Annotated in this window: 12 protein-coding genes, 2 tRNA genes and 1 rRNA gene; 3 read left to right on the forward strand and 12 right to left on the reverse strand. The window is 25.4% G+C overall.

Going from position 1 to position 12,863, the window contains the following annotated elements; translation table 11 throughout:
• Positions 1–119: 119 nt before the first annotated feature.
• Positions 120–542, reverse strand: coding sequence for an FxsA family protein (locus CRV11_RS02240; RefSeq protein WP_136131712.1), 423 nt, complete (start codon positions 540–542; stop codon positions 120–122).
• Positions 543–845: 303 nt separating this feature from the next.
• Between CRV11_RS02240 and cutA the strand changes: the two genes are divergently transcribed.
• Both cutA and CRV11_RS02250 read left to right on the forward strand, forming a co-directional pair.
• Positions 846–1,157, forward strand: coding sequence for a divalent-cation tolerance protein CutA (gene cutA, locus CRV11_RS02245; protein ID WP_136131713.1), 312 nt, complete (start codon positions 846–848; stop codon positions 1,155–1,157).
• Positions 1,158–1,248: 91 nt separating this feature from the next.
• Positions 1,249–1,321, forward strand: a tRNA-Phe gene (locus CRV11_RS02250).
• Between the two features lie 257 nt (positions 1,322–1,578).
• On the opposite strand, the gene CRV11_RS02255 is transcribed toward CRV11_RS02250, so the two are convergent.
• From CRV11_RS02255 to lysC, 8 genes are all read right to left on the reverse strand, one after another.
• The gene (locus CRV11_RS02255; RefSeq protein ID WP_158674491.1) at positions 1,579–2,148 is read right to left on the reverse strand and encodes a YfaZ family outer membrane protein; all 570 of its coding nucleotides are present in this window, start codon (positions 2,146–2,148) and stop codon (positions 1,579–1,581) included.
• A gap of 479 nt (positions 2,149–2,627) precedes the next feature.
• Entirely contained in the window at positions 2,628–3,137 is a 510-nt protein-coding gene (locus tag CRV11_RS02260) for a single-stranded DNA-binding protein (RefSeq protein WP_136131715.1), read from the reverse strand.
• A 692-nt stretch (positions 3,138–3,829) separates the two neighbouring features.
• On the reverse strand, positions 3,830–5,233 hold the full coding sequence (dnaB, locus tag CRV11_RS02265; RefSeq protein WP_136131716.1) for a replicative DNA helicase: 1,404 nt from the start codon (positions 5,231–5,233) through the stop codon (positions 3,830–3,832).
• A 350-nt stretch (positions 5,234–5,583) separates the two neighbouring features.
• The gene (locus tag CRV11_RS03755; protein WP_241974172.1) at positions 5,584–5,853 is read right to left on the reverse strand and encodes a hypothetical protein; all 270 of its coding nucleotides are present in this window, start codon (positions 5,851–5,853) and stop codon (positions 5,584–5,586) included.
• Positions 5,854–5,869: 16 nt separating this feature from the next.
• Positions 5,870–6,142, reverse strand: coding sequence for a tRNA-dihydrouridine synthase (locus CRV11_RS03760; RefSeq protein WP_338419080.1), 273 nt, complete (start codon positions 6,140–6,142; stop codon positions 5,870–5,872).
• Positions 6,084–6,332 (reverse strand): tRNA-dihydrouridine synthase, encoded by a 249-nt coding sequence (locus tag CRV11_RS03765; RefSeq protein WP_338419081.1) that lies wholly within the window; start codon positions 6,330–6,332, stop codon positions 6,084–6,086. The genes CRV11_RS03760 and CRV11_RS03765 overlap by 59 nt, the downstream gene beginning before the upstream one ends.
• Before the next feature lie 376 nt (positions 6,333–6,708).
• Positions 6,709–6,921: a CsbD family protein gene (locus tag CRV11_RS02275; RefSeq protein ID WP_136131717.1), complete on the reverse strand. Its 213-nt coding sequence runs from the start codon at positions 6,919–6,921 to the stop codon at positions 6,709–6,711.
• A 1,167-nt stretch (positions 6,922–8,088) separates the two neighbouring features.
• The gene (gene lysC / locus CRV11_RS02280; protein WP_136131718.1) at positions 8,089–9,429 is read right to left on the reverse strand and encodes a lysine-sensitive aspartokinase 3; all 1,341 of its coding nucleotides are present in this window, start codon (positions 9,427–9,429) and stop codon (positions 8,089–8,091) included.
• 303 nt (positions 9,430–9,732) lie between these two features.
• Between lysC and pgi the strand changes: the two genes are divergently transcribed.
• Positions 9,733–11,373 (forward strand): glucose-6-phosphate isomerase, encoded by a 1,641-nt coding sequence (pgi, locus tag CRV11_RS02285; protein WP_136131719.1) that lies wholly within the window; start codon positions 9,733–9,735, stop codon positions 11,371–11,373.
• A 102-nt stretch (positions 11,374–11,475) separates the two neighbouring features.
• Here the strand turns inward: pgi and CRV11_RS02290 are convergent, their stop codons facing one another.
• The 3 genes from CRV11_RS02290 to CRV11_RS02300 all read right to left on the reverse strand — a co-directional run.
• Positions 11,476–12,399 (reverse strand): homoserine O-succinyltransferase, encoded by a 924-nt coding sequence (locus CRV11_RS02290; protein WP_136131720.1) that lies wholly within the window; start codon positions 12,397–12,399, stop codon positions 11,476–11,478.
• Positions 12,400–12,546: 147 nt separating this feature from the next.
• Positions 12,547–12,623: transfer RNA gene (locus CRV11_RS02295), tRNA-Asp, on the reverse strand.
• A gap of 114 nt (positions 12,624–12,737) precedes the next feature.
• A 16S ribosomal RNA gene (locus tag CRV11_RS02300) occupies positions 12,738–12,863 on the reverse strand; the annotation flags it as partial.

Raw genomic sequence — 12,863 nt, forward strand, 5'->3', positions numbered from 1 at the left:
TATAAATAGTTTAATATTAAAGTTTACTTTATACAAATTTATGATAACCAAAACTCATAATATCTAAAATAGAGCTTATTTTATTTTAACATAAAGTATTTTTTTTGTTTCTCTATTAATCAGTCATATTTATTGTGTTTCCTTTCAAATTCCCCATCTATAGTAAATTTATTATTAAAGTTAATCCAAACAATCAAGTTTTTTATAATTCTTAAAGTCATATAGTTTTGTATTGGCGGTATTAATAATAATAAACCACATAAGTCAGTAAAAAATCCCGGTAATAATAACAAAAAACCGCTGATTATCAAAGAAATAATTTTAATTATCTCTTTTGTTGGCATTTCATTATATATTAATTTTTTTTTAATTAATATGAAATTTTTTATACTTTGATTTTTAACAATTAATAAACCAATATACGAAGTCAATAATACCAATAATAAAGTAAAAGGAATACCAAATATGTTAGCAACATAGACAAATAAAGAAATTTCTATCCATGATAGTATAAAAAATATAATTAACAAGAGCCAACCCACTAAATTCTCCCAAATATTACATATTCTTATGTTATCAAAAATTTTTTGTTATTAGATACTAAATATAATGGATAAATATTAATATATTAAAGTTGTAATATAGATCTGATTTTTTATAATTAATATAAAATAAATATTAAATAAATTACAACTATGTATATAATATTACCTTTGTGTTTAATATTTAAATATTACCTAACAGTTTAAGTGTAGTTTATCAATTTTAAATATGTAACTGTATTAGGTTTTTACAATATCAAACAATTTTTATCATTTGTAATACTTACATAATGGAAATATATAATGAGTATTATTATCATTGTCTGTACATTACCACAACAAAATTCTAAAGATATTGCCGAAAAATTATTACAAACTAAATTAACACCTTGTATTACTATAATTCCAGAAGTAGTTTCATATTACATGTGGAAAAATAAAATCAAACGAGATAAAGAAGTTCAGCTTTTAATTAAATCTGATAATGAGCATCAGAAAGCATTAGTAACTTTACTTAAAAAAATTCACCCTTATGAAATTCCAGAAATTTTATCAATACCAGTTAATTATGCAGATAGTGAATATCATTTTTGGTTAAAAGAATCTTTTACTTGATTAATTTAATCAAAAATTAAAATTTACTAGTAAAAAATCTAAAAATAGAAGTTGACTAATATTTATCTTTCAGGTCTAATATCTCTGTATTGCCCAGATAGCTCAGTAGGTAGAGCAGGGGACTGAAAATCCCTGTGTCGGTGGTTCAATTCCGCCTCTGGGCACACTTTTTTACTATTATTAGCCATTTATAGATTAATAATAATTATTAAGTTATTAATATAGTCTTAATGTCTCAAAGTGTTTTAGAATTTTAAATAATTGGTAAGCTCAAATACTGAATTGTCTATTTATATTCTACAGTTAGAATATATTATAACAAACCAGAATCGAGCTGTACCTTGATATATCTATATACTAATCGTAGTAAAAAGTATCCAATTTTATTTTGTAATTCATGATTATTGCTTTTAGCTTTAAATTAGAATTTAATTAATACTCCTAAGTAGGGACTTTTAGCCAGGTATTCATTAGCTGCATACGATTTAGATGGAGAATTATTATTTAATCTGACATATCTATAACCTAAATCTAAACTAAAAATAGAATCAGGTGTATATATTATTCCACTACTGATTTCATGGTAAGTATTAGGATATTTTGAAGAAAAACATTCTGCTGCATAATGATATTGACTATAAATACTCCAATGAGAATTAAAACGATAGCGTGTTTTAGCACCTATTCCTAAAGATAATGAAGTTCCGTCTGTTGCTTCTTCATATCTGGTAAAAACACTTTTTACTGATGGAGATAGTTGAAGTGATTTTATATCTATATTATAACCAAGCCCAACATCTAGAGTATTACCTTTTACCTCATTGGATAGTAAGTTGCTTTTTAGAAATACTCCTCCAGTGTTAGAACCAATTCCTAGAGATAATAATGAATTATCCAGACCTGAAGTAATACTACCCTCATTTGAATTTGCAATTTGAGCAAAACAACTTAACAAAATTAATGTACTTCCAGTAATAAACTTCTTTAACATCATTTTACTCCTTGAAATAACAATTGATTTAATGATAAAACTAACATCTTAGAGTAAAGATAAAATTTATAAATATTTATATATCAATATAAAATAACCATTTTTATCTATAAAGTTTTAGTTAAATAGAAAAATTAATTTATATTGATTTTTCTATAAAAGAAATTTTTCTTACTAGAAGTACTGTATTTGTATTGCTAATATAATATACAACCATATTGGATGATTTATTATTAATTAATATGTTTTATCGAAATTAAAACATAATAAACTCAGTTCTTCTCTTTTTACTTGAATAAGTATAACAAGGTAAAAAATATATATCCGATCTTTATAAATAAATTATACTTTGCATATTGATAAATATTGTGATGGTTATAATAGATGAAATCTATCAAAATATTTATTATTAATCAATATATTAAATTTATCAATATTTTTATATATACAACCTATAAACTTAGATAACAAATGTATTATTAAAATGGTATATCATCATCAAAATTTATTGTTGGTTCGTTTGTTTTAGGATCCAACGGATTTTTTTGAGAATAATTTTCATTGTCTATATTATTAACTTGTTGAGATTGATTCCAATTATTATTATTTTGAGTATTTCCTGAAATAATAGTATTATTATTTTGACGACTACCCAGCATTTGCATAGTTCCTCCTATATTTACAATGACTTCTGTTGTATATCTTTCTTGACCATTTTGATCTTGCCATTTTCTAGTACGCAATTGACCCTCTATATATATTTGTGAACCTTTTCGCAAATACTCACTAGCTACTTCTGCTAATTTTCCAAAAATGACCACACGATGCCATTCAGTTATTTCTTTATTTTCCCCTGTATTTTTATCTCGCCAACTTTCTGAAGTAGCTAATGTAATATTAGTTACAGCATTCCCATTAGGCATATAGCGTACTTCTGGGTCTTGCCCTAAATTACCTATCAAAATCACTTTATTAATACCTCTAGCCATATTTTTACCTCTTATTTTTCTTGTTTTTAATGTTCATTATTATATGTAAAACTAATATAGTTGTTTTAAAATTTATATTTTATATTAAATGGTTATTTTAATATAAAAAAATCAAATATCAAGGAAAGACTGGTGAGGAATATGTACAATAACATTAATAATAATGAGATATTTTATCATTTATAATATAATAGCTTATATTTAATAATACATTTACAAAATCAAAATAATTGTTTTATAATAAATATTATATAAAATTCATATTGGGAATATTAATGATGTGTTTATTAAATTAGTATAAATTTTATATCATCATAATTTATGATGAATAAAACAAACATAATAGCTAAAAAATATAGCAATATAATCTGTAGGATATATAAATCATCAGTAATAATATTTTAAATATGATATAATTCAAATATTTTATAAATTATATTGATATATCCTATAATAAAAATTATACATCTAATAATATATAAATTAGAAATATTTAATAATTAAAAAGCATAAATATGCTATGATTTCACCATATATGCTACATTTCTAATGTTTCTACATTAAAACATATGTAATAATTGCTAGTAAATTATAATTACTTAAACTATATAAATTAGTCAATAACTTTATTTTAATTAACCCATATAATATTATTTTAATATCAATTCGTTTTAAAATAAAAACATCAAAATTTAATTATCGTAGTAATTTCCTGCGTAATTATCGAAACGTGACCACTTACCATTAAATGTTAAATATATAGTACCAATGGGACCATTACGTTGTTTACCTAAAATTATTTCTGCTATACCTTTCAAATCACTATTTTCATGATATATTTCATCACGATAAATGAACATAATTAAATCAGCATCTTGTTCTATTGAACCTGATTCACGCAAATCAGAGTTCATTGGGCGTTTGTTTGAACGTTGTTCTAGTGATCGATTTAATTGCGATAGTGCAATAATAGGAACATTTAACTCCTTGGCAAGAGATTTTAATGAACGAGAAATTTCAGCTATTTCTAAATTACGGTTATCTGAAAAGGATGGTATACGCATTAGTTGTAAGTAGTCTACCATAATTACATTTAATCCATTGTTTTCTCGGTAAATACGACGAGCTCGTGCTCTAATTTCAGTAGGCGTTAAACTAGAAGAATCATCTATATAAATGTTTTTCTTTTTTAATAAAATATTTATTGTACTAGAAATTCTGCTCCAATCTTCATTATCCAGTTGTCCTGTTCTAATGCGAGTTTGATCGACACGCGATAAAGATGCTAACATACGCACTATTATTTGTTCACTAGGCATTTCTAAACTAAAAATCAATACTGGTTTATCATATATCATCGCAATATTCTCACAGATGTTCATAGCAAATGTAGTTTTGCCCATAGAAGGACGTGCTGCAATAATGACGAGATCAGAAGATTGTAACCCTGCTGTTTTTTTGTTCAAATCTTGATATCCAGTATTTATTCCAGTAATGCCATCTTGAGGTTTCCGAATTAAAGATTCAATACGTGAAATAGTAGTTTCAAGAATTTGGCTTATATTTTTAGGGCCATTATTTTGATTATAACGATTTTCTGCAATTTTAAAAACCTTTGACTCTACATAGTCTAATAGTTCTTCACTACTTCTACCTTGAGGATTATAACCTACACTAGCGATTTTGTTGGCAACTGATATAATTTCACGTAATACTGCTCGTTCACGAACAATATCTGCATAGGCCGTAATATTTGCAACACTTGGTATATTTTTAGATAATTCCGCTAAATATGCAAAACCACCGACTATTTCAAGCTTACCGTTGATTTCTAACGATTCTGATAAGGTGATCAAATCAATAGGTTTTTTGTTTTCTAATAAAAATTGCATTTCTAAAAAAATAATCTTATGAGCAAAATTGAAAAAATCATCAGCAATAATATAATCAATTATGCTAAACCAGCACTCATTATCTAGCATTAATCCTCCTAAAATAGATTGCTCTGCCTCTATAGAATGTGGAGGAACTTTTATATCTTTTAATCGATGATCCTGATTTTTATTAATATTATTGGTAATTTTTTTTCCTAACATAATAAGTATATTACCTATTGTTTTTAAGGGAAAAGATAGAAATTTCCTTTTAGTTAATAATAATACTTTACCTTTCAACTGAAATAATTACAGATATGTAATAAATGCTAAGCCGATTTTAATCGATTGAAAAAAATTTGAAAAACTTTTCGTTGCGATGGGTGGATTTTAAATACAAATTATAAAAAATAATATTTTTGAATTTAACTTAAGTATACTAATAATTCTAATATATTTATAAATATAATTTTTTAATAATAAATATTTGCCTGAGATATTTTATATTATTATGAGTTTATAACTATCAGAAAATTTAATGTTGCAAAGTAATAATCAATGATTAACTAATTTTATTTGAAACTTAACATTTTTAGCGCGTTTTCAATTACCCAGATGCTAGCATTAGATTTATGCATATTACTGCTGTGACGCCAATGACCTGAACCTGGAAAATCTTTAAATATACCTAACATATGTTGTATTATTTTACTAATGCAAATATTTTTTCCTACTTCTTTCTCAATGTAGGGATAAATGTTTTTGATTAATGATATAGGATCTCTTGGAATTGTTTTTCTTTTAAAACCAAATATTTTATAGTCAACTTCAGATAAAATCAAAAGGTTTTTATAAATCTCACGTCCAAATCATCATACCATCAAGATATTGCAGATGTATTTGAGCTTCTAATGTCTCTACACCCCCATTAATTACTATCTTATAATAAGGAAAATCTCTTTTAATACGATATACATGAGAATAGTTTAAAGGAGGAATTCTAAGATTTTTACTTGCATTATACTTTGAGAGTAATGCTTTTCTAGCATGTAAAATGAAAACTTTACAATTACTAGATTCTGATATAATACCTATAAAATTCCTTAAAAAAATCATAATTATCTTGTTCATTTATACCAATGCGTATTTTTACTGTCACTGGAATACTTACTATATCATTTATAGCTTTTATATTGTCAGCAACTAAATTTGCATTAGTAATTAGACTTGCACCAAAATAGCCATGTTGTGCTTTATATGACGAACAACCAATATTAAGATTAATTTCATTATAACCATAATTATTCTGCTTATTTAGAATAACAAGCTAATTTTGCTGAATTATGACCACTTAATTGAATAGCAACAAACCTTCATCATCATAATTATGCTCCATATAATAAAATTTGCTATTTATAATTTTGTTTACATTAATCATCTCTGTATATAAGATTGAACAATTACTTAATTGTCGGTGAAAATAGCGACAGTGCATATCGGTTCAACCTAGCATAGGTGTTACGGAAAAACGTCTATGATAACTATTCATTATTTATGATAATGTATTTTGCAAATACATTACATACATATTTCGTTAGCATACTGATAAATATTTGATTAGTTACTAGATCCCCCACCCAATTAAGGCACTTCCTTGTGCCTAGTCTTTAAATTTATGTGATAATTAATAATTATTATCACCAATGACAATCTTGATTATGATTTTCCCAAGACCTGACTTCTCTCTCTGCTTCATCTTTAGCACATCCATAGCGTTCTTGAATTTTTCCAATCAACTGATCTCTTTTACCTTGTATGCATTGAAAGTCATCGTCTGTTAATTTACCCCATTTTTCTTTTATTTTGCCTTTTAATTGTTTCCAATTACCACTAATTTTATCTTTATTCATTTTAAACCTCCACATCAACTTCAGGTTTAACATTATCTTTGTAAAGTGACTACGATAAATATCTAAATTATAGTTGTGTGTTGTTCAATGTTAATTGTAGTTGATAATTGTATAGACAATAAGTATTATTTATATTAATTTTTATAAGACAGATCAAATTTTTTAAAAAAATTATTTTTGGTAAAATATTAAATAAAAAATAATAAATATATTACAGAAAGTTTTATTATTATCTGATACAATATAGGGAATTTTAATTTGTTATTAATTATTAATTTTAATAAATAACAAAAGAAACAAAATATGTAAAAAATTATGAGAGTTGTTCTTTCAGAGCAATTAAGTGTACTTATTGATTAATGAAATAGTTATGCAATATACTTTAATTAAAGTATCAATATTAATTAGATAAGAAATTACAATCAAACTAATATTTAAAATATCACAATATTTTTATAGGATATATGATACTAATTATTAATTTATTATATCATAATAATCTTATTAGGAGTACGTATAAGGGTAGTTAAAATAATAATGATCTTTGACCTATATGACTAATATTAAGTTATGTTGGATATTCTTTATTTAAAGAAACTGCAAATATAACAAACATTTATTATATTAAATAAATATTTATATATGTTATTTGATTACATGTTATAAACATGTGGTCATTCATAACATATAAAAAGATTTCAAATCTGATTGTACTTTAACTAGAATATACATATCAATAAAAATCATATAATTACTAATAAATAGCGATAATGATTTTAATAAATTAAATATACATTAAAAAAATAAAATTTTACACAAATACTAAGCAATTTATTCATATTTTATATTACTTAAGTAGTTTTAATTAGATCTATGTTAATTTTGAAAATCTATTATTTTTAAATAAGTTACTAAAATAAACAAGTTATCATAAAACAAGTCAAATAATAATTTCTGTTAATATTAGAGTCTATAAAACAAGCGTTGTTAATTAGTAAATTTTTGTTTTACTGATTCTTGTTTGTAACTATAATAGTATATAATTCTCGTTTCACTCTTTATAGAGTGAAGTGTTTACTTAATTGATTGTAAACTTATCAAGTAACTTATATTTAATGTTTAAAATTATTTGTTAATAGTTAAAATAGATAATATATTAATAATATTTTATTCAAACAGATTCTGATGTAAAATGCGAATAATCTTGTCTGCATCCATACTTTGTACTACAAAAATGATGTTATAATCACTAGCACCACTGCAAATAAGGCGCAAACTAAATGGTTTTAATATTTTAAATATTGTATTGCTTATTCCACTGGCCTTAGGTAAATTATTTCCTATTATAGCAATAAGAGATAAGTTGTGCTCTACATGAACTTTACAGAAAGTTTCAAGTTCAATCAACAACTTGTCTATCATCATTACTTGTTCATTATCATTAATTGTTAATGATATATTCGATTTAGTACTAGTTATAATACCTACTGGTATATCATAATACAATAGTTTATTAAAGACACTAGATAAAATTTTTGATTGGTTATAATAATCTAATATATTTAAGGTTAGTAAAATTTGTTTTCTACGTAATGATAAGGCACGAAGTAAAGGTATATTTTTGGTATTATTTGAAATATATGTTCCACCTGCTTTAGGATTTTGGCTAGAGCTAACAAATACAGGAATATCACTCCGTTCTGCAGGTAGCAAAGTAGAAGGGTGTAGTATTTTTGCTCCAAAGGTAGCCATTTCTGCAGCTTCTTTAAAAGTTATTTGATCTATCCTCTTTGCTGTTGGTATTAAATGAGGATCAGTAGTGTAAATACCAGGTACATCAGTCCAAATCTCTACACCTGTAGCTTTTAATGCTTCACCTAATAAAGCAGCTGTATAATCGCTACCACCTCTGCCTAAAGTAGTAGTACGCCCTTGTCCTTCTTGACCAATGAAACCTTGTGTAACTAAAACTTTTTGGGTAATTAATGGTTCTAGATATGTTTTAACTTTTCTAGATATGATATTAATATCAGGTTGAGCACAACCAAAATGATCGTTTGTTTTCATGACATTACGTACATCAAACCAATCGACATTTACTTTTTTTTCGCGCAATATTTCAACAAAAATTAGAGACGACATCAATTCACCATAACTCAAAATTTCATCTTTTAATTCTTTAGAATTTAAATATGAAGCATTTTCAGATAATGTTTCGATAGTTTTTATCATATCATTTATTAATTTATATAGATAATTTGGTGATATAAGTTTGTTAATAATAGAAGTTTGAATATCACGAATCTTATTAATTAATGAAGATCTGTAAACCTTACTACTATTAACTGCTGAAAGAGATACAAGTATATTGGTTATGTTAGCAGAAGCAGATAGCACAATTAAACGTATGCTAGAATTATTAACAATTAAATCAGCACTACGACTCATTGTATTAAAATCTGCAACACTAGTACCTCCAAATTTAGCTACTATTAATTTTTTAACCATTACTATTTCCTATTAGAATATATAAATATTTATTGAAGTATTCTGGTTATAATTTTAAAAAACATAAAATAATGAAAATTGTTACAATAAATGAAAAATTATTTGATACATATAATAAATATTAAAATAAAAAGTATAAAAATTATTTCTAATAATTAGATAACAACAATATAAACAAGGATTATTTTGTTAATCTATAAAATTACTTATAATACTGCATTGGTTTACTTAATAATAAAACATGATTTTTAATCATCATAATTGAAATTAAAATCAAAATTCATAATAAAACAAGAGCTTTTTATGGAAAACATTAATCCAATTAATACTGTGGCTTGGAAAAAATTGACAAAACATTTTAAGCAAATGAAATTAGCTCATATTAGTAATTTATTTGCTGAAGATCCTAACAGATTTGATAAATTTTCTATCATTTTCAATGATCAAATTTTAGTAGATTTCTCAAAAAATATTGTTACTCAAGAAACAATGCATAAATTACAAGAACTAGCAATAGAAACAAACCTTAAAAAAAACATTGATTTGATGTTTTCTGGTAAAAAAATTAATTTTACTGAAAATAGAGCAGTATTGCATACTGCTTTAAGAAATTGCAGTAATAAACCAATATTATTAGATAGACAAGATATAATGCCTAAAATTAATTCAGTCCTAAATAAAATGAAACAATTTTCAGAAAAAATTATTAACGGTAGTTGGGTAGGTTATACAGGCAAACCTATCAAAGATATAGTTAATATTGGAATAGGTGGCTCGCATCTTGGGCCTTTAATGGTAACAGAAGCATTACGTCCTTATAAAAATCATCTTAATATACATTTTGTTTCCAATATTGATAGTTCAAATATAACTGAAACATTAAAAAATTTAAATTCTGAAACAACATTATTTTTAATAGCATCTAAAACATTTAACACTGATGAAACATTAACTAATGCTTATAGTGCACGAAATTGGTTTTTAAAACAAACAAATAATAAAAATAACATTGCAAAACACTTTGTTGCATTATCTGATAATATACAAGAAGTACAAAAATTTGGTATTAATATTAGCAATATGTTTGAATTTTGGGAATGGGTAGGAGGAAGATATTCCTTATGGTCGGCAATTGGATTATCAATCATTCTTTCTATAGGATATGATAATTTCAAACAACTTCTTAATGGTGCACACGAAATGGATAAACATTTTTCTGAAACACCTTTAGAAGAAAACATACCTGTAATATTAGCATTAATTGGAATTTGGTATAATAACTTTTTTGGTGCAGAAACTGAAGCGATATTTCCTTATGATCAAAATTTACATTGCTTTGATACTTATTTGCGACAAGTAAGTATGGAATCTAATGGTAAGCAGATAGATAGAAATGGAAATCGCGTTAAGTATCAAACAGGTCCTATAGTTTGGGGAGAAACTGGTACAAATGGACAGCATTCATTTTATCAGCTACTTCATCAAGGTACTAAATTAATTCCATGTGATTTTATTGCCCCAATCATTCACCATAATCCATTAGATGATCATCATTTAAGGCTTATATCACATTTTTTTGCACAACCAAAAGCATTAGCCTTTGGTAAATCAAACAATTCAATAAAACAAGAATTTTTTAAATGCACAAAAAGAATAAAAAAAAACACACTGCCATTTAAGGTGTTTGAAGGCAATCGTCCTAGTAATTCTATATTAATTCGTAAAATTACTCCATTTAATCTTGGATCTTTAATAGCTCTTTATGAACATAAAATTTTTACTCAAGGATCTATATTAAATATTTTTAGTTTTGATCAATGGGGAGTAGAATTAGGAAAAAAATTAGCTGCTAATATTTTAACTGAATTAAAAACAAAAGATAAAACTACAAAATATGACAATTCTACTAATTCATTAATTAATTATTATAAAAAATGGAAATAACCGCCAGTATAGCATATAGTAATATTTTTAATTTTATTGATGTTTAAAAATATTTAATTCAATTAATCTATTATAATTATTTTTTTACTAAACCGGTTAAAATCAAATAGATTGCATATATAATATATTTAATGGTGTTATTTGATATACATAATAGTTTAACCAATTAGAAAAAAATAGATGTCCATGACTACACCAAGACATATTAGGTAGCAAACTAGGATTGTCTTTAGGAAAATAGTTGTAAGGAATTTCAGGAGATCTTCCTAACTTAATATCTCTTTGATACTCCTGAGATAAAGTAAGCAAATCATATTCAGGATGACCAGTGACAAATACTAAACGCTTATCTCTGCTAGACATAATGTATGCATCTGAAGAAAATTCTAATACAGCATGAAGTTCTAAATCTGTGTGATTTTTTATTAATTGAATAGAAAAATCTGCATAACGTGAATGAGGTACAAGAAAATTATTATCAAAACCTCGTGTCAGTAAAGAAGATTTTAAAATTTTATGATCAAAAACACCAAATAATTTGTTACTTCTTATTTTTTTAGGAATGCCATATATAATATTTAGCGCAGCTTGTGCTGCCCAACATATAAATAGTGTTGATGTAACATGGTTTTTTGCCCAAAAAAAAATTTTTTTAATTTGAGACCAATATGATACATCGCTAAAGTCTATTAAACCCAAAGGCGCTCCTGTTACTATTAAACCGTCAAAATTATCATTATAAATATTATCTAGTTCACAGTAAAAATTTTTAAGATGTTCACTTGATGTATTGCGAGATTTATGACTATTTACCCGTAATAATTGAATATCAATTTGTAATGGATAATTGGCAAGCAAACGTAATAATTGATTTTCAGTTTCTATTTTCTTTGGCATTAAATTAAGTATTAATAACTTTAATGGCCTAATTTTCTGAATACTCGCAATGGATGAAGTCATCGCAAAAAAATTTTCTTTCCGCAATAACTTTACTGCTGGCAAATCAATTGGAACCCTAATTGGCATAAAAATTTCCTAGCAATTAGATTATAAAAAAATAACATAAATAATAATATGGATAAAAAGGGTAAGATTAGGGTAAGATTGATGATCTCACTTAAATGAAAAGAATAAACACTAAAAAATGAGTTCTATTGATTAAAAAATAATTTATGGCGGAACGGACGGGACTTGAACCCGCGACCCCCTACGTGACAGGCAGGTATTCTAACCAACTGAACTACCGCTCCAATATGAAATGATTTGTAAATTATTAATAATACAAAAATAATATTGTTGTATTGCTAATAATATATCAGACAATTTATGTAGGTACTACATAGACAAGCATTACAATTTTTATTTAAGGAGGTGATCCAACCACAGGTTCCCCTACGGTTACCTTGTTACGACTTCACCCCAGTCATGAATCACAAAGTGGTAAGTGCCCTCCTTTAGCAGGTTAAGCTACCTACTTCTTTTGCAATCCA

The organism is Candidatus Pantoea edessiphila, from assembly GCF_002933335.1.
Taxonomy (GTDB): domain Bacteria; phylum Pseudomonadota; class Gammaproteobacteria; order Enterobacterales; family Enterobacteriaceae; genus Pantoea_C.